The 18,127-nt window shown below is 50.9% G+C and carries 14 protein-coding genes and 1 pseudogene; 2 read left to right on the top strand and 13 right to left on the bottom strand.

The genetic code is table 11. From position 1 onward, the window contains the following. Nucleotides 1–61 precede the first annotated feature (61 nt). The 6 genes from PSH65_RS14190 to PSH65_RS14165 all read right to left on the bottom strand — a co-directional run bounded on the left by PSH65_RS14190 (nt 62) and on the right by PSH65_RS14165 (nt 6,447). On the bottom strand, nt 62–1,840 hold the full coding sequence (locus PSH65_RS14190; protein ID WP_081352484.1) for an acyl-CoA dehydrogenase C-terminal domain-containing protein: 1,779 nt from the start codon (nt 1,838–1,840) through the stop codon (nt 62–64). An 83-nt stretch (nt 1,841–1,923) separates the two neighbouring features. Further along, nucleotides 1,924–2,553, bottom strand: coding sequence for a TetR/AcrR family transcriptional regulator (locus tag PSH65_RS14185; protein ID WP_081352483.1), 630 nt, complete (start codon nt 2,551–2,553; stop codon nt 1,924–1,926). Nucleotides 2,554–2,567: 14 nt separating this feature from the next. Beyond that, nucleotides 2,568–3,752, bottom strand: a complete 1,185-nt coding sequence (locus PSH65_RS14180) for an acetyl-CoA C-acyltransferase family protein (RefSeq protein WP_081352482.1) — start codon at nt 3,750–3,752, stop codon at nt 2,568–2,570. Between the two features lie 358 nt (nt 3,753–4,110). Then, nucleotides 4,111–4,890, bottom strand: coding sequence for an enoyl-CoA hydratase (locus tag PSH65_RS14175; RefSeq protein WP_239548665.1), 780 nt, complete (start codon nt 4,888–4,890; stop codon nt 4,111–4,113). 98 nt (nt 4,891–4,988) lie between these two features. After that, complete coding sequence (locus tag PSH65_RS14170; protein ID WP_163854334.1) at nt 4,989–5,837, bottom strand: 3-hydroxybutyryl-CoA dehydrogenase; 849 nt, start codon at nt 5,835–5,837, stop codon at nt 4,989–4,991. Between the two features lie 31 nt (nt 5,838–5,868). After that, nucleotides 5,869–6,447 (bottom strand): isochorismatase family protein, encoded by a 579-nt coding sequence (locus PSH65_RS14165; RefSeq protein ID WP_163854336.1) that lies wholly within the window; start codon nt 6,445–6,447, stop codon nt 5,869–5,871. A gap of 413 nt (nt 6,448–6,860) precedes the next feature. Here PSH65_RS14165 and PSH65_RS14160 point away from each other — a divergent pair, with 413 nt between their 5' ends. Then, complete coding sequence (locus tag PSH65_RS14160; RefSeq protein WP_162276482.1) at nt 6,861–7,904, top strand: AraC family transcriptional regulator; 1,044 nt, start codon at nt 6,861–6,863, stop codon at nt 7,902–7,904. Nucleotides 7,905–8,264: 360 nt separating this feature from the next. Here the strand turns inward: PSH65_RS14160 and PSH65_RS14155 are convergent, their stop codons facing one another. The 4 genes from PSH65_RS14155 to PSH65_RS14140 form a co-directional block, all read right to left on the bottom strand. After that, nucleotides 8,265–9,677 (bottom strand): aspartate aminotransferase family protein, encoded by a 1,413-nt coding sequence (locus tag PSH65_RS14155; protein ID WP_163854337.1) that lies wholly within the window; start codon nt 9,675–9,677, stop codon nt 8,265–8,267. A gap of 62 nt (nt 9,678–9,739) precedes the next feature. After that, nucleotides 9,740–11,140, bottom strand: coding sequence for an APC family permease (locus PSH65_RS14150; protein ID WP_163854339.1), 1,401 nt, complete (start codon nt 11,138–11,140; stop codon nt 9,740–9,742). Between the two features lie 901 nt (nt 11,141–12,041). Continuing rightward, nucleotides 12,042–13,484, bottom strand: coding sequence for an aldehyde dehydrogenase family protein (locus PSH65_RS14145; RefSeq protein ID WP_081352476.1), 1,443 nt, complete (start codon nt 13,482–13,484; stop codon nt 12,042–12,044). 90 nt (nt 13,485–13,574) lie between these two features. After that, nucleotides 13,575–14,597 (bottom strand): AraC family transcriptional regulator, encoded by a 1,023-nt coding sequence (locus PSH65_RS14140; RefSeq protein WP_081352475.1) that lies wholly within the window; start codon nt 14,595–14,597, stop codon nt 13,575–13,577. 26 nt (nt 14,598–14,623) lie between these two features. Between PSH65_RS14140 and PSH65_RS14135 the strand changes: the two genes are divergently transcribed. Beyond that, nucleotides 14,624–14,788: a hypothetical protein gene (locus PSH65_RS14135; protein ID WP_155767773.1), complete on the top strand. Its 165-nt coding sequence runs from the start codon at nt 14,624–14,626 to the stop codon at nt 14,786–14,788. Between the two features lie 225 nt (nt 14,789–15,013). On the opposite strand, the pseudogene PSH65_RS14130 reads toward PSH65_RS14135, so the two are convergent. The 3 genes and pseudogenes from PSH65_RS14130 to PSH65_RS14120 form a co-directional block, all read right to left on the bottom strand. Then, nucleotides 15,014–16,544, bottom strand: a pseudogene (locus PSH65_RS14130) (IS3 family transposase). Nucleotides 16,545–16,782: 238 nt separating this feature from the next. Continuing rightward, complete coding sequence (locus PSH65_RS14125; protein WP_163854341.1) at nt 16,783–17,544, bottom strand: enoyl-CoA hydratase; 762 nt, start codon at nt 17,542–17,544, stop codon at nt 16,783–16,785. Nucleotides 17,545–17,591: 47 nt separating this feature from the next. Beyond that, nucleotides 17,592–18,047 carry an OsmC family protein gene (locus tag PSH65_RS14120; RefSeq protein WP_081352473.1) on the bottom strand — a complete coding sequence of 152 codons (456 nt, stop codon included), beginning with the start codon at nt 18,045–18,047 and terminating at the stop codon, nt 17,592–17,594. Nucleotides 18,048–18,127 lie beyond the last annotated feature (80 nt).

Raw genomic sequence — 18,127 nt, 5'->3', positions numbered from 1 at the left:
TAAGGACTTTACTAGCCCTAGCACAATGCCATGGACTTATATCGGCCAGCACCCGGAACGTTCAGAATTGGGCGGCGTCGAGTAAGTAAAGCGATTCACTACCGGCCTTTACTGCGGCGCTCAACGAATGGATACGTGGTAACAGACGAGCAAAATAGAAGCGCGCAGTCCCAACTTTGCTGGCATAAAAGTCCTCGTGCTCTTGCTTGTCCAAGGCCGTGCGCGCCATCAGCGCCCACATGTAGGCGTAGGCGGTGTAACCAAACACCTGGAGGTACTCCACCGAGGCGGCGCCGATTTCATTGGGATTGGCCTTAGCCTGCACGATGATCCAGGCTGTCAACGCATCGAGGGTGTCGATGGCTGCTTGCAGCGGTACGGTGAACTCATCCAGGCAGGCATCGGCTGAGCTGATAAAATCCTTCACTTCGATACTGAAATGCTTGTAAAAAATCCCACCGCAGCCCACCACCTTGCGCCCCATCAGATCGAGCGCCTGGACACCATTAGTGCCTTCGTAAATCTGGGTGATGCGGCAGTCTCGGATCAACTGCTCTTGGCCCCACTCACGAATGAAGCCATGCCCACCAAAGATCTGTTGACCATGCACTGTAGTCTCTAATCCCATATCGGTGATGAAAGCTTTCGCCACGGGGGTCAACAAGGCAACCATTTCTTCAGCACGCGCTCGCGTCGTGGCATCTTCGCTGTACTTGGCAATGTCCAGTTGTATTGCCACGTAGCTGTAGAAAGCACGCCCCCCCTCGTTCAGAGCTTTCATCGTCAACAACATGCGGCGGACGTCCGGGTGCACTATGATGGGGTCGGCGACTTTGTCTGTGGCCTGGGGCCCGGTCGGCGCACGACTTTGGAGGCGCTCCCGCGCGTATTCGACCGCGCTCTGGAAAGACCGCTCGCCCAACGCCAGACCTTGGATACCAACGCCCAAACGCTCGTAGTTCATCATCGTGAACATCGCCGCCAGCCCCTTGTTTGGCGCATCGATGATCCAGCCGGTGGCGCCATCGAAGTTCATCACACAGGTGGCTGCGCCCTTTATGCCCATCTTATGCTCGATCGAACCGCAATGAACTGCATTGCGTTCACCCACAGAGCCATCTGTGTTGACCATAAGTTTAGGCACTAAAAAAAGCGAGATACCCTTAGGGCCGGCAGGAGCGTCCGGGAGCCTGGCAAGTACCAGATGGATGATGTTCTCGGTCAGATCCTGCTCTCCACCGGTGATGAATATCTTCGTACCGACGATTTTGTAACTACCGTCGGCTTGAGGCTCGGCCTTGGTGCGGATAATCCCAAGGTCGGTGCCGGCATGCGGCTCAGTCAAGCACATCGATCCGGCCCAACGGCCTTCGTACATATTGGGCAGGTATTTTGCCTTCAGTTTCTCGCTGGCGTGGTTCAGAATCGACAGGCATGCCCCGGCGGTCAACATCGGGTATAGGGCGAACGACATGTTTGCCGAGTTGACCATTTCTTCAACCTGAGCGCCGATCAACTTAGGCATGCCCATCCCGCCAAACTCCGGCGCACCGCAGACACCCACCCATCCACCTTCTGCATAAGTCTGGTAAGCCCGGGGGAAACCTGCAGGAGTCTTCACCGCGCCTTCACGCCAAGAGCATCCCTCTTCGTCGCCGCTTCGATTGAGCGGAGCGATCACTTCACCAGTAACTTTTCCGGCCTCTTCAAGGATGGCCATAGCAGTGTCTTCATCTGCCACCTCGGCCAAGGCCGGCAGTTGAGCCCATAACTTGGAAACCTCGAACACTTCATTGAGGACAAAACGCATATCGCGCAACGGAGCTTTGTAATCTGCCATAACAGAGTCTCGTAGTATTATATGCATGGGTATGCAGTGGTTGATGTGAAGCCACCTTCACCTGCGAGCAATACGCTTCTGGGTCACGCAACATTCAAAAGTGTGGTGTGTGCCGACGACGGCAGAACGCTGGAAAGCGATCCAAGCACAATTGCACTCAGTATTGCGGGCCTTTCCGACGCTTTCAGTCCGGACTGTTCCAGGCAACTTGGCAGGTTGTTTAACCAGGCCATTACTGCGTGCACGGTTGCCGCTAGCACCGGCGAGGGTGCGCTCGCCCCAGCCTCGCGCAGCAGGACCAAAAAGCGATTTTCATAATCTTGTCGCATTTTGCAAATGTGTTGCTGGTGGTCCAGCGAAAGACAGTGGAACTCGCGCTCAGCAATTAGAAAATGCATTGCGCGTCGCTCGTGCAAGTCAATATGCGCTTGTACGAACGCCTGTAGGCACGCAAGAGAGCAACCCTTCTTGCGACGCCGCGCCAACGCGAGTAAGTCGGTAAAGAGTTCCTCGATCAATTCGAACAACAGTTGTTCTTTGTTTTCAAAATGGCAATAAAAAGAACCGGGGCCCATCCCCAACTGCTGCGCCAGTTCGCGTACGCTTACCCGAGCAAAACCTCGCTGGGCGAAAAGCTGCAATGCGCTTTTGCGCAATGGTTGCAGCCGTGAAGGCGTAACTTTCTCAGCGCGCGGATCACATACTTGATTCATTCAGCGACGTCCCTTTAGACACGCTCAAAGATCGCAGCGATGCCCTGACCACCACCGATGCACATGGTCGCCAGTGCATAACGCCCCTGGACACGATGCAGTTCATGGATGGCCTTGGTGACGATGATTGCTCCGGTGGCACCGACTGGGTGGCCGAGGGAAATACCCGAGCCGTTCGGGTTTACCTTAGCAGGATCGAAGTCGAGCTCACGAGCCACTGCACAAGCCTGGGAAGCAAAAGCTTCGTTGGATTCGATCACATCCAGATCTGCGACCGTGAGACCAGCGCGCTTCAGAGCAAGACGAGTAGCAGGAATCGGCCCCAATCCCATCAGCTCCGGTTCAACCCCGGAACATGCATAGCTGACCAAACGTGCAAGCGGGCGCAGGTTCTCGCTTTTAAGCGCCGTGCTACTAGCCAACAACAACGCAGCGGCGCCGTCGTTCAGACCGGATGCGTTGCCAGCGGTTACCGTCCCGTCCGCTTTGAACGCCGCTTTCATCGCTGCTAACTGGTCAAGAGTTACATCACCGCGCACGTGTTCATCAACCTCGAACTGCTGTATACCTTTACGCGTTTTCACCTCAACCGGTACGATCTGCCCAGCGAAGCGCCCCTCGGCGATAGCGCGCACCGCACGCTTCTGGCTTTCCAGCGCCAGCGCATCCTGCTCGGCTCGACTGATACCACAGCGCTCGGCGATATTCTCCGCGGTAATGCCCATGTGAATGCGGTGAAAGGGGTCATGCAAAATACCCAGCATGTAGTCCACAGCCTGCATGTCGCCCAGACGCCCACCCCATCGCGCGCTCGGAAGTATGTAGGGCCCACGACTCATACACTCGGCACCGCCGGCAACTGCGACTTCGTTTTCCCCCAGAAACAGGCCCTGCGCAGCCGAAATAATCGCCTGCAAACCAGAACCGCACAGGCGATTGACGTTGAACGCTGGAGTCTCATTCGGAATACCGGCCTGGATGGCGGCAACCCGTGAGAGATAGGCATCGCGCGGATCGGTCGGAATAACAGTGCCCAACACAACACTACCAACACGGTCCGGCGCGCAACCGCTGCGTTGCAGAACCGCTTGTACCGCTGTCGTTGCCAACTGCGACAGCGAGATATCTTTCAGTGTGCCACCAAAGGAGCCGATTGCAGTTCGTGCTGCGCTGACGATAAACACTTCAGATGTAGACATGGAAACTCCATTAAGTTTGTTATTGAGTTGCACGTTCTCTTCAGCCTACTCGACAATACAGCCTCGTCGACTTTTGCCAGAACTAATCTACGGCTGACCAGGCACAGCGTCCTATTTCACTTATTCAAGTAGACAGCATGTACGCAGAAAACGATAATTAAAATAATAACAACAAAAAGCACCGCCTCACCCATTTAACACGATACTCAATTTTGAAGGGGAAGGCTTGCTGCTGGATGACATAGCAATTGACATCTGATGACAATCGACAACTCGCAGCGTGACAACCCACCGACAGATATAGCGCCATTGAGAAAGCGTCGTTGGAACTAGCTATGGTACGGTTTACGATTCGATACTAGCGGTGTTTAAAAATGGGTTTCCTTTTGTCAAGAAACGCGCCCATCCCCTCTTTTTGATCCTCCAAAGCGAAGGAAGAGTGAAAGAGGCGACGCTCAAACAACAAACCTTCCGACAGACTGGTTTCGAACGCACGATTAACGGACTCTTTAATCATCATTGTGACAGGCAATGAAAATCTGGCAATTGTCTGTGCAGCACTCAGTGCTTCATCCAGAAGGCGCTCGACAGGTACGACTCGTGCCACAAGTCCAGATTTTTCGGCTTCAAAAGCATCCATCGTCCGAGCAGTTAGACACAAGTCCATCGCTTTTGCCTTACCAACGGCCCGAGTTAATCTCTGAGTACCTCCTGCGCCAGGCAATACGCCTAGCCGCACTTCGGGCTGCCCGAATTGCGCGTTCTCAGCGGCGAAGATCATGTCGCACATCATCGCAAGCTCACAACCGCCACCCAACGCATAGCCCGCAACGGCGCCAATTACGGGTTTACGGGACTTCCCAAGTCGCTCCCAATTACGAGTCACAAAATCCGTTTTATAGACATGCATATAATCAAATGACTTCATAAATCCAACGTCAGCGCCAGCCGCAAAGGCTTTATCGCTTCCAGTGATAACGATGCAACCTATCTCTTCATCCGATTCAAACAAATCAACAGCATCAGAAATCCCCTTAACCACCTTGTCATTCAACGCGTTGAGAACGTCGGGCCGATTTATTTTAATCAAACCCACACGACCGTGAACCTCTACGATGATCGAGCCTTGACTGTCCAAATTCATCTTCCTCAAAAATACAGAGCCGAGCTTGAATAAAAACCAAATAAAGCTTGAAGAGACCTTGCTCCACAACTTGATAGCAGGACTGCTCCATATTAATACCTGTAGAAACCACGACCTGTCTTACGTCCAAGGTAGCCGGCTTCAACCATCTCAACAAGCAGAGGCGCAGGGCGATATTTTGAATCTTTGTAAGATTCGAACAATACCTGCATCACGGCCAATTGAACGTCCAGACCAATCATATCGCACAGTGCCAGTGGACCAATGGGATGATTCGCACCCAGTTTCATTGCTTCATCAATCTCTGATGCGGTCGCAAGATTTTCGCTCAACGCGAACACTGCTTCATTAAGCATTGGGCAAAGCAACCGGTTTACGACAAACCCGGGGCTATTTTTAACTTTGACCGGTGTCTTCCCTACTTCCTTAGCCAACGCATCCATAGAAGACGATGCAGCTTCGCTTGTCTGAAGTCCGGAAATAACCTCAACGAGAGCCATTAGTGGAACCGGATTAAAAAAATGTAGACCCACGACTCTTTCAGGTCGTGACGTTGCCGAAGCCAGTCGCGTAATGGAAATAGATGATGTGTTGGTTGCCAAAATCGCTTCAGGCCGGACAATAGCATCTAATTGAGCCATTAACGCCAACTTCAGCTCGAGGTCTTCGGTCGCAGCTTCAATAACAACGTCGCAATCAGCCAAGCTGGCGAGATCTTGACCTATTTTGATTTTTGAAAGAGCGTCATTTTTCTGCTGAGCGGTAATTTTTTCTTTACTGAGCAACCGGTCCAAACTCTTTTCGACAGTGTTAATAGCCCGCTCGAGCGCAGCTGCTGAGATATCAATGAGCGCGACGTCGAACCCATTTACCGCAAAAACTTGGCTGATGCCGCTGCCCATAGTACCAGCGCCAAGAATACCGATTTTCTGCTTAGTCATTTAAACCCCGTAGACAGTTATGAACCAGAACTTACTTCAAGTATTTTTTGCTACATGCTTTAAAATCTTCTGTCCCTGCACAGCGCAGTAATTCGAACAACACCATTTCCCGCGTAACCAGGATCACACCTAATTGTTGCAATCGGGACAAGGCCACCGACCTATCAACTTCAGATCGTGATCCAACAGCGTCGACCACTACGAAAACCTGCCTCCCCGCAAGAGCAAGGTCCATGGCAGTAAGCATAACGCACGCATGTGTTTCTATACCGCACAGGATCCATTGCTCTTGCGACCCAACCACTTCGGCCGTTTCGCCGCCCTCCTCCACGCAGGAAAAGTAGCATTTATTTACGATCACGGGTTGTTCGGCACAAACTAATAGTTCTTCCGATATAGAGCCCAGACCCTTTTGATAGTGCGCAGAAAATCGAACTACAACGTCAAGGTCCTCACACAAGCCAACTAGCCACTGACAGTTCTGAAGGATTTCCTGATGGTTAGGTATCAATCGTAATACTTTAGGTTGCATGTCGATGACTAGCAACGCCGCCTTAGCTCTATTTATTTTCAAAGCTACTTCTTCCTTTTTATTTTTTAAAGCTTGCATCGCCTCGACGTAGTGACAACGACCATTTACTGGAAACTGACAAACTAATCCCGTGGGGCAACCCGAACCAGCGCTAACTTAGCTATCCTTCCAATTTAGCCATGGATCCAAGCACTGGCTCGGTGATAGCACACACATTTGCACCTCGCGCCATGAAGCGATGAGTCGTCGACTCCTCCGGCTATCAAGTGAAAACCACTCAGGTTTGGCCTCGCAAAATGAAGACGCGCAGTGCAAAAGGACCTCTACCCTCAACAACCAAGCGTTACCTTTGATCCATTCGAAGAGAGGTGAAGTCTAATGTAGGGCAATTCAGATTTTTTTTTTTGCATTGCGGGCCATAATTTATGCAGAATACGCCAGAATGACGAGGACGTTGATGGGCACACTGGTCGCGCAAGAGGATGTCAGCAATGCACGTACATTTTTCAAATCGATCCATACCTCCCGAGCCGGCATTCACAATTTCCGGACATTTTTTAGAGGGTCTGGTAAGAAAAACCAAGACTGCTCACGGTGACGCTGCCGTCCTGAACATTTTTCAAAAAGCCAATATTCCAGATGTATGTTTTTATCAGCCGGAGCTAAGAATAAGCCGCGCCCAATTTATGGCAGCTTATAAAGCAAATATAGTTTTATTGGACGACGAGATGCATGGACTGTGGTCCCGACCGATTCGCAGCGGGACCTTTAAATACATGATGTTAAATTTGCTGGATGCGGCCAATATTGCGATCGCACTCAACCGATTGACGCGCTTTTGGAATCTGCTGCTCGATGACTACCAACTGACACTCATGAGCGAACACTCTAGAATTGGTATCACGCTCAAACCGAGGGTGTCTGATGCCGAGGTTAATATTCTCGGCCACGAGCTGATGATTAAACTTATCCATGGCATTGTTAGCTGGTTGCTTAATAGTAAAATAGAATTGCAGCTTGTTCAGTTTGCGTTCCCAAAACCTGATCACTTTTCCGACTACGCATTCCTATATCCTGGCCCCATAAATTTTGACGCCGAGCACAGCGCCATATGGATTGATTCAAAATTCCGGCTTACGAATTACCGCCGTACCCGTGTGGAACTTTGGGCCTTCTTACGACGCGCCCCGGAAGACTGGGCATTCACCACCATAAACGCGGGATTGTTTAGCACCAAAGTCAGGCAACACCTTGCCGCGATGGAAATCCCATCAGATGACATCAATAAAGTATCTTGTGCACTAGGACTTTCTACTCGTACTCTGACGCGCAAGTTACAAGCGGAGGGTACGAGTTTCAGAGTTGTACGAGATGATCTACGCCGCGATCTCGCGGTTCAGCTATTAACACAGTCTAGGATTTCGATAGATGGAGTTGCAGCCCTGGTGGGCTTTGAAAACACAGCTGCATTTTGCCGCGCATTTCGGGGTTGGATGCAGGTAACGCCCGGAGCATATAGAAACCGAAATATCTAGCCATACTCCGTTAAGAAGATTTATTAAGAAGCGCCCAACCCACTTCGACGGCATTGATCGCCAACACCTACGCCGCCCACGAGCATTCGAAAACGACGTTGTGGCTGGAGAAACACAACGTTTTCAGTAGCCTTTCACGCCTACATCCAATTCGCGTATGAATACGGCCGAACGCCTTTCCGCGACATCACTGTGAATCTGCTCGGTGGCAGTTTGAGCTCGGTACGCATTGGAGGCGTGGTTCTAGATTTCATAAATACGGCAAACGCAGATCGTTCGACGCGTGCGCCACTAAGGCGCACGGTCGAGTACTACAAAGCGCATAACCCATTCGACAAAGGGTCAGCGCGACCACAGCTGTCAATCGAAGCCGATTTCGATTTGTTGGCCCAGCACGACATCCAGTCGCGCAACCAGCCAGTCAATCTCTTCGAGCGAAAGAATCAACGGTGGGGACACCTGAATTAGCGGCGTTCCCTCATGGTCAACCGCGGCACGACACAGCAATCCGGACTTGAACAGGGCCGGTGCAAGGCGGGTGGCAACAAACTCCGTGGAAGGTACGGCGGATGTCCAGCTGCGGTTGGCTTTATCGGTGACCAGCTCGAGCGAGTAATGGTAACCGTCACCGCGCACGTCTCCAACAATGGCGTGTGCTTTTAATTCTTCGAGCTTGGCACGGAAGTAGGCCTGATTGCGCCGCACGTTATTGAGCACACCCTCACGCTCCATGATCTCAATATTGGCTAGCGCCGCAGCGCATGCGGCCGGATGGCCACCATAAGTCAGCCCATGCAAAAACATCTGCTGCGGGCCGTTGAGGATGGGCTCCATCACCGCATCGCTGGTAATCATTCCGCCCAGGGGGATATAACCTGACGCGATGCCTTTGGCGAACGTAATGATGTCAGGCTTGATGCCATAGCGGATCGAACCAAACCACTCGCCGAGGCGGCCAAAACCGCAAATCACCTCATCGGCGACCAACAGTACGCCGTATTTATCGCACAAGTGGCGTATGCCATCGGCATAGCCGGCGGGCGGCGTCAGGCTGCCGCCGGCATTTTGCAAGGGCTCGATGAATAACCCGGCAACCGTGTCCGGGCCTTCTTGGATGATCAGTGATTCGATTTCATTGAGCAGAAACGCTGTGAATTGCGCTTCGCTTTCGTCTTGCGGACGCTTGTAGCGCTTGGTGTTGGAAACATGCCGAACACCGGGAATCAAGGGTTCGAAGATGTTACGGATATTGGTCATACCATTAAGTGAAAGCGCGCCAAAACTGGTGCCATGATAGGACACGCGTCGGGCGATAAACTTGGTTTTGGCATGATCACCCCGAGCCAGGTGGTATTGCCGGATCAATTTCATAGCCGACTCATTAGATTCCGAGCCACTTGAGGTGAAAAATACCCGGTTCATCGACGGCGGTGCCAGTGACGCCACTTTCGCCGCCAGGCGAATGGACGGTTCGTGGGCAAAACTCCAGTTACTGAAATATGGCAGCTTGCACATTTGAGCTTTTATCGCTTCGCCAATTTCTTCTCCATGACTATAGCCGACATTTACGCAATACAGGCCCGCCAATCCGTCGAGATAACGGTTGCCAAATTCGTCCCAAACCCAGCAGCCTTCGCCACGGCTCATGATCGTGAGCGGAGCGCTCTCGTAATACGTGGCACTGGTGAAGTGCATAAGCAAATGCTTCTTCGCTAACGCCTGAAGTTCATCAGTTTTGCTGATTGGAACGATATCTTTTTCTACGATAGTCATGGTGCGAGCCTCTATGCGGATTTGTGAAGCGCCTGGGCATGGGTGCCGTCATTGAAAGTGTGTTAGTCGTCGTGCTGATGTAATTGCGGCGTAGGGCGACGGAAACCCCTGGTCAACCAGAGCAGGTAGAACAGACCGCCGCCGAGCCAGGCCAGGCCGACTTCGAAAGTGGTCGAAGAAAGCCTGGTCCACAGCCACAGGGTCAGGATCAGGCCGACCAGCGGGATAAAGCCGTAGCACAGAATGGCCCGGGGCCCTTGCACCCCTTTGTCCCAGAGGAAGTGTTTGATAACGGAGAGATTGACGAAAGAGAAGGCAGTCAGAGCACCGAAGCTGATCATAGTCGAGGCCAGGTCCAGACTGATCAACAGTGCAGTCAGCGATATCAGACTCACTAGAACAGTGGTTGAAACAGGTGTACCGAATCGTTTGCTGGTCACGCCAAAGACGCGCTTTGATAGGACGCCATTACGGCCCATGGCAAAGAGGATCCGCGAGACACTGGCTTGTGCAGTCATCGCGCAGGCGAAACACCCAGCGACATAGATGGCTGTGAAAAAAGCCGACAGCAGTTGCCCGCCCACATGCTGTATCACCTGTAAACTCGCTGAGTCGACGTCCTGAAACGCACGCCAATCCGGGTAAGCTAGGTGGCCGGTGTAGGCAATCAGTATGAATAGAAAGCCGCTGAGCAAGGTGCACAGCATGATGGCGCGTGGAAGGTTGCGCGCTGGGTCCCGTGTTTCTTCGGACAACGTCGACACCGCATCGAAACCCAGAAAGGACAGGCACAGCGTGGCAGCACCGCTGAGCAGCCCTTGAAAGTTGATATCTGGACTGAAAAAGGGTGCGGAGAAGGAAACCGGAGGAGCATCGCTGATGGAAACAATGGAGGCGGCGATGAATACGACGATGAACACGATCTGGACACCGATCAGAGCGAAGTTGACCTTGGCCAACAATTTAATGCCCAGAACATTCAGCACCAGTACACCGAGAATGCTGCCACAGATCCATACCGACATTGGCACGGCGGGAAAGTACTGGGCCATGTAAATGCCGATAACCAGATAGCAGATCATCGGTATGAACAGGTAATCCAGCAGCAATACCCAACCGACCATGAAGCCGATCTTGCCGCCGAATGTAGAACTGGCATAGGCGTACGCCGATCCGGCATAGGGTAGCGAAGCGGCCATCCGCCCATAGCTGTAAGCGGTGAATAACATGGTAATCAGGGTAACGACGTAAGCGGCGGGCAGATGCCCGGAAGTGGCCTGGGTGACCAGCCCATAGGTGGTGAAGACCGTCAACGGCACCATATAGGCTAGTCCAAATAGGACAAGCGACGGCAACCCCAGGACGCGTTCCATGCGACGCGCCGAATTCGTACTAGGTTGGCGCGAGCCGATGGTTCTGGATAAATCGTCGAGAGCTGTGCCCTCTGCGGCTACATCATTCATGCGTATTATTCCTGTACGTAGTTAGTGTTGGTCAGCGCAGCAGGCTGGTGTAACAAAAACGGTAGGAAAATAGATGTTATTGTTTTTAGCGCAAACATACACGACAAGCCTAAATGCAAAGGCTGCATTCATATGATACAAGAGTCGCAACAGCTACATTATTCGTACACAGTGCCTATCTTTCTATACAGACACACATTGGCAACTGGAAGTTTACTGATCCTACAGACAATAGTTTCCTACTCACCAAGCGCCTAACATAATCGACTCCGAAGATATTGGCTTGCTACGCCACGACAGAATGATTGGCATTCCATGCCAATCTAACAAAACCAAACCAATTTAGAACTAACTAGTAAGTATGGTGCAAAATAAAATAATCGGCAGGCGAGATAACTTTGCCACACATTACCTCTGAAAAACTCTGAGAACCATAATTCCGAAAATGTAGCGTCACTCTCTCAAAAATTTGCAAGCGAGCGGTTGACGAACAAAGAGCGCTCACATTGCAATGGCTTTAATTAACGTCACGAAAATAATCAGCATACGCCCCAGCGAAAGGGAACAGGTCGTGATCTGAAGCAGGTTGCCGGAGCTCATCGACTCCCAAACAAGACTCGAAAGACTGGGCATTTATTTTATAAACTCGGTTTTTTATTACCCAAATTAGGCAGAATATTACCGCATCGAAAATACCTTCAGCGTCGCTCAGCCATTAACGCAACCAGGGATTTCGATAGATGGAATTGCTGGCGACTTTGAATACACAGCCGCGTTTCGCCACGTATTTCGGAGATGAATCAGGTAACTCCTTAGGCATGCAGAGCTAGAAGTATCTAGCCACATCCCGAGAGAAACAAATGGTGACTCCTCAAATAGTAGAGAAGAATCACCAAGCTAACTAAAGCGCGCCCATTATCGACTTAGTTTCTAAAAACTCTTCAAATCCAGCTGCGCCCCACTCCCGACCATTACCTGACTGTTTATAGCCACCGAAGGGTGCATTGATATCAATCGCGGCACCGCAAAGATGGACCATCCCGGTGCGCATGCGCTTTGCTACCGCACTTGCGTGTGACAGGCTCGAGGAGTGAACATACCCAGCAAGCCCATATATTGAATCATTAGCGATAGCGATGGCCTCCTCCTCGCTATCATATCCAATTACAACCAGTACAGGCCCGAAAATTTCTTCCCGCGCAATCTTCATGTTATTATCAACATTCGTGAATACAGTCGGATAAATATAAAACCCTTCAGTTGATCGAGCCAGCTCCTCCTCATTACCAACTAATAGTTTTGCTCCTTCCTTTATTCCCACGCCAATAAACTCCTTAACAAGATGGTATTGCCGTGCGTTAGCCATAGGACCCATTGTTGTTTCAGGATCCATAGGGTCACCCACCTTGATCTCAGAACATACCTTGACGATTATTTGCTCTATCTGCTCCAGGTGAGTTCGTGGCACCAGCATCCTGGAGGGCGCCGTACAGGACTGACCGGAGTTGGACATCATATGTAAAACACCATGCCGAACGGCTTGTTCTAAATCCGCATCAGACAAAATAATATTTGCAGATTTCCCACCCAGCTCCAAGGACATTCTTTTTACGGTCTCAGCACCGGCAACCGTCAAGCTCGCTCCTGCCTGGGTAGATCCTGTCAAAGAGACCATATCCACTAGCGGGTGGGAAGCTAGTAGTTCTCCGAGTTGTCTCCCCTGCCCATTAATCATATTAAATACACCGACTGGAACGCCTGCCTCTTCCATTATTTCTGCGAAAATGATCGCTGAGTACGGAGAATTTTGACTTGGCTTAAGTACCATCGTACAGCCTACAGCCAATGCAGGGGCAACTTTACATGCAACCTGATTCATCGGCCAGTTCCAAGGTGTGATAAGTGAGCACACACCAATAGGCTCTTTGATGACGATTGTTGAACCATACTTACTTTCGAAACTGTACTGCTTGAGCGTTTCCAAAGCAGATTGGAAATGCCAGAGCCCAATAGCAGCTTGAAGGGGGCGTGAAAGTTTATGTAGAGGCGCCCCCATTTCAAGCGTAATCGCTTCAGCTAGTTCATCTAAACGCCTCTCGTAGACCGCACAGATTCGCTCTAATAGGGCTACGCGAAATTCGACAGGCGTATTCGAATACTCAGGAAAAGCATCGAACGCGGCTTGTATAGCAATGTTTACATCGATCGCCGATCCGAACGAAATCGATCCGGACACACGCCCGTTAGCAGGATTGATGACATCATGACACGACTGCTCGCCACTTGGAGCAATCCAAGCGCCATTAATAAAAAAACTTTTATGATTTTTACTTTGCTGAAACATCTTCTCTCTCCAATATAGGACCTGACTCAGGTGCAAAGCTACCTAAAGCACTTGACGTGGTCTTGTCTGTTCATGCCTTAAGAACTGACATCAGGCGCCATTTAGTAACGGCTTCGCCAGTACCTGCTGCCTATATTGTTGAGGAGTAAGCTGCATCCATCGCCGAAATGCACGGCTGAAAGAGCTGGCCTCGGTATAGCCAAGCAACAGTGCAATATCGGTTATGCTATGGTTTGAGCACGACACATAATTTTCTGCCAGGGACCGACGCACCACTTCCACAAGGTGGCTGAAGTCTAGATTATGATCGGCCAAACGGCGCTGTAGCGTCCTTACCCCCATATTCATGGCGGCGGCGACCTGATCAATGTTGGGACATCCGCCACCCAAGCTATCCGCGATATGACGCAAAAGCCCATTAAGTAAATCATTAGGTCCAGTTCTCATTACGCGTCGCTGCTCAAGGAACGCTTCTAATACCTGGAACAAACGGATATCGGCGGTGCACACAGGCATTTCCAGCAAGCTTCTAGCGTAATACAGCCGATTGTCGGGCCGATTAAAAAATACTGGACAGTTAAAAATTTCCTTATATACACTCAAATCCCTCGGCGCACTATGTTCGAACTCTACACACGTCGGCGAAAGATCAACACGACCGGTAATTTCACGAATCAAACTCAGCTCTGCGGCAATTGAAAATTCTGCATCCTGCCTGCGCTGAATTATAAGAGGGTCAATTATCTGATAGCCAACACTGACTGAGCTATCGGTCATGATTACGTCGAGCTTAACTCCTTGAGTCAGAACCTCAATAAAATGGCTCAAGCAATGTAATGCCAACTGCATTGTCGGCGCACTCTTTACAGCGTGCCCCCAAACCCCCCATTCATGACAGCTAGTTCGTATTCCGACCTCAAGCCCTATGCTTTGAGATACTTCCCTCCCCAAAAGCTCCCACAAAGCGACATATTTAGATAACGGAATCTCATAGCCAGGTGAATGTAAAGCTTCTCCACTGAGCCCAACTGAGTTCAAATAAGGCGAAAACAACTGTGCGTGCTGTGTGAAAAAACTTTCGGCGTATATGGTATGGCAATTATGTAAAGTCATATATGCCTCACTCGTGCGTAGTGTAAATGATTGATTTACCTGCCAGCGCTCAGGCAAACCTCACTTTTTATTCGAGTCTCAATCTTAGGACCACCCAGCACCATTTTTTTGCTAAAGAAGCCAGTGATTATGCAGGACACGCCAAGCTGCCAAATGTGCTTGGCCTTGGCAACGCAGATTATTTCACCTAAGCAGACATTTGACTCATGTTTTTACAGCATAAAACAGGCCAAATATGAAGTTAGTAACAATGGCCAACTATCAGCACTTAATATAAAAATACCATAGCAAAATGATTAGGACGATGTTGATTAATTGCCTAGACCATACAAATAAGCGCGCCCTACATAAACTTGAACCAAGCTACTTTACCCATAGCGGCGTTTTTCAACGTAGTTGTCACGTCAACCGTCTAACTATGCCGCTCTTTTCTCGACGTGCTGCTCCCGATCCGGGTTCAACAGCACGGTGCCGATCGGCTTCCAGTTACGTGTTCGACGCGACCAGCGTTCCGGCTTTTTCTCCTTGGCTCGTTCGTACAGCTCATGTCGCCGGGCCAAGACCTGATGGTCCACTCCTCAATGCCGCTCACCCGGGGTGAAGAACCGGATACGGCTATGCCGGTGCTCGTTGTTGTACCAACGCATGAACCCCCTCCCCACGCTCGTGCGGCGTCCAGACCGGCAAAAACATCCTGCGACCATTGCGGGCAGTATTTCAGGGTTCTAAACAGCGACTCGGAGTAAGAATTGTCGTTGCTGACACGGGGTCGTCCCCGCGAGGGCGTGATGCCTAGCTCATACATCTTGCTCAACAGCGTCACCGATTTCATCGGCGCTCCATTGTCCGAGTGCAGCACCAGCGGTCCGCGTAAACACTGTTCGCCGATCACGCTGCGTTGCAGCAGCGCGGCGGTTTTTTCGCCGCTTTCCGCATCATAGACCTCCCAACCCACGGCCTTGCGGCTGTAAATATCCTCGTCAGATAGAGGTAGTAATACTGGCCGCGTATCGGCGACGGCAGATACGTGATGTCCCACAACCACACCTGATTCAGCCCTTTGGCGGCATGCGTCGTCGGTGCGCCGTACCGCCTGGGGGCTGACTACAACCTCAATGCTGCTGTTGACCCGTCGCTCGCAGGACGCGATAAAACGTCGCCTCCGAAGCCAGGTAGCGCCCTTGATCGGCCAGACGCGGCACGATCTGGCTCGGCGGCAAATAGGCATACTCCGGCCTATTGCACAACGCCACGATCGCTTGCCGCTCGCGCGGTGCAGGTAGTACGGTGGTCGTTCGGGCATCGGCCTTGATAACGCCTGCTCCAGTCCACCGTTACAAGGTCCCCAGCGATAAACCGATTCCCGGCAGACTCTGATTTTTCTGGCACCCGCAGCGGACGCTTCGCTCAGCCAGTCAACAAGTAACCGCCGTTCTGGCAAAGACGTGAGTTGTCCCCGTTGTCAGCCCCCCAGTTGTCATTGAGCTTTTTCGCAGCACCAACAACGCGGCTGTTTCAGCGAGCGCCTTGTCTTTGCGGCGCAGCTCGGGCTCAAGTTCCTGGATGCGTTTCTTATCTTTGCGAGACTGCTCCCGATCTTCTTTTTTACTGGGCCTTTTCCGATTTCTGGCCGGTCATGAAGGCTTGTCGCCAGGCCGTGATCTGTTCGGGGTAAAGGCCTTTGCGGCGCCAATATTCGCCCTGGTCGATCTCGGACAAATCGGCGGCTTCAAGCACGACAGCAAACTTGGTTTCGGCTGACCAGTTCTCGGTCAACGGCTTGTTTTCGGACACTGCACTTCCTTCAGAACTGAGCTGCATGCGCCAGTTGGACAAAGGCATTTCGCTGACCTCTTCGCGTCTGGAGACCTCGGCCATCGACAGGTTCAGCGGGGGAAGCAGCATCTTGAGTAATGCGGCTCTACGTTCAGGTGAATAGTACGGCACGACCAGTCTCTTTCCACCCCCGAGATTAAAACCGGGGAGGTAACAACTATCCTGACACCGGGGGATAGTGACGAGCTATTTCTTTTAGGCGGGCAGGGAACAACAGAGTCATGGATTTACCACTATGCCCCTCAAAAAATAGACGCCACAACTACAATAGAAGCCGAACGCCCGCACGATAAGTATTCAATTCAATCACCTCAACCTCGCAAGGCATAAACGGCACTTTGTTTAAAAATTATTTACTTAAGAAAGCGTTAATTCCGTTGATAGCATCATCTTCCATGGCATTACATGCCATTACTTTAGCTGCATACGAATAAGCATCCTCTATACACATCGAACGCTGGCGATAAATCATTGCCTTCCCGTGTCGAATGGCAGCAGCGCTCTTGGCTGCGATGGCGGAAGTCAGAACGTCAACAGCACTATCAATGTCTTTATTGTCTACCGCTTGATTGACTAACCCCCAGGATACTGCCGCATCAGCGTCAATAAACTTCCCAGTGAACAACATCTCAAAGGCATGTTTATTCGTTATGCTCCGGGTCAATGCGACAGACGGTGTGGAGCAGAACAAACCCAAGTTTATTCCTGAAACCCCAAAACGAGCACCCACTACTGCAACAGCTAAGTCGCAACTCGCGACTAATTGACAGCCTGCTGCAGTGGCGACACCTTGCACGCGCGCAATGACAGGAACAGGAAATGAGTGGATTTTCATCATCACTTCACTGCACAAGCTAAATAGTTGCTGATAATATGAAAGATCAGTATTCTGCTGCATTTCGCGTAGGTCATGCCCTGCGCAAAACGCTTTGCCTTTCGCTGCCAGGATCAAACAACGAATAGTTGTATCGCCCGCGTGCACATCTAGCTGTTCTTTCAGCGCATTAAGCATGTCTTCTGACAGTGCGTTATACTGTTGCGGCCGGTTCAGCCACAACGTCACAACATCGTTCCGCCGTTCATAAAGTATAACAGATTCTATATTTTCCATACAATTTCACCCTCACGCCCGCGCATTACTGCGCGGGCCCCTTAACGTTACTCTGAATAATCACAGACCGTAATGGTGGCTTTAATTGAATTACCAATAAAACACCGCTTGTGTGCTCCAGAATGCATCCGGTTAATAGCATCCGCGTCCGGCCTCTTCTCTCCGGAAAAAACAATCTTCGGATAAAGCTCAATTCGCGTAATCTCCAACCCACCGCCGTCCGCCTTTTCCAAATATCCCACAGGCATATCACAATAGGACTCAGGTAGAAACCCTAGTTGTTCAGCGATTGCTAAAAAAAACAGCATATGACAGCTTGCTGCAGCACTCACTAGCAATTGTTCTGGATCAGCACACAAAGCGTCGCCTTTGTATTCAACTGAAGCAGATACATTTAATTTTTGCTTCCCGTCAAAGTGACTCACATGGTTACGTGAGTAAGTGGAGGCATCATCGGCATGGGCATTTTTTTCCCATTTTATTTCAGCAACATGTTCAGACATAAACCACCCTCATTCCAGTCAATATAGTCAACTAAGCGCCATACAACTAACACAACCCCTACTCTATCAATCTAGATCGG

It is taken from the genome of Pseudomonas sp. FP603 (genome assembly GCF_030687415.1).
GTDB classification, from domain to species: Bacteria; Pseudomonadota; Gammaproteobacteria; order Pseudomonadales; family Pseudomonadaceae; genus Aquipseudomonas; species Aquipseudomonas wuhanensis.
Note: the sequence above shows the minus strand (reverse complement) of the source record. Positions and strands in the feature narration are given on the sequence as shown.

Coding starts and splice junctions, on each gene's coding strand:
- PSH65_RS14155 (WP_163854337.1), bottom strand. CDS start 9,677: ATGACTATCGTAGAAAAAGATATCGTTCCAATCAGCAAAACTGATGAA.
- PSH65_RS14145 (WP_081352476.1), bottom strand. CDS start 13,484: ATGTTTCAGCAAAGTAAAAATCATAAAAGTTTTTTTATTAATGGCGCT.
- PSH65_RS14150 (WP_163854339.1), bottom strand. CDS start 11,140: ATGAATGATGTAGCCGCAGAGGGCACAGCTCTCGACGATTTATCCAGA.
- PSH65_RS14140 (WP_081352475.1), bottom strand. CDS start 14,597: ATGACTTTACATAATTGCCATACCATATACGCCGAAAGTTTTTTCACA.
- PSH65_RS14135 (WP_155767773.1), top strand. CDS start 14,624: ATGATTGATTTACCTGCCAGCGCTCAGGCAAACCTCACTTTTTATTCG.
- PSH65_RS14180 (WP_081352482.1), bottom strand. CDS start 3,752: ATGTCTACATCTGAAGTGTTTATCGTCAGCGCAGCACGAACTGCAATC.
- PSH65_RS14165 (WP_163854336.1), bottom strand. CDS start 6,447: ATGCAAGCTTTAAAAAATAAAAAGGAAGAAGTAGCTTTGAAAATAAAT.
- PSH65_RS14125 (WP_163854341.1), bottom strand. CDS start 17,544: ATGGAAAATATAGAATCTGTTATACTTTATGAACGGCGGAACGATGTT.
- PSH65_RS14190 (WP_081352484.1), bottom strand. CDS start 1,840: ATGGCAGATTACAAAGCTCCGTTGCGCGATATGCGTTTTGTCCTCAAT.
- PSH65_RS14120 (WP_081352473.1), bottom strand. CDS start 18,047: ATGTCTGAACATGTTGCTGAAATAAAATGGGAAAAAAATGCCCATGCC.
- PSH65_RS14185 (WP_081352483.1), bottom strand. CDS start 2,553: ATGAATCAAGTATGTGATCCGCGCGCTGAGAAAGTTACGCCTTCACGG.
- PSH65_RS14160 (WP_162276482.1), top strand. CDS start 6,861: ATGCACGTACATTTTTCAAATCGATCCATACCTCCCGAGCCGGCATTC.
- PSH65_RS14170 (WP_163854334.1), bottom strand. CDS start 5,837: ATGACTAAGCAGAAAATCGGTATTCTTGGCGCTGGTACTATGGGCAGC.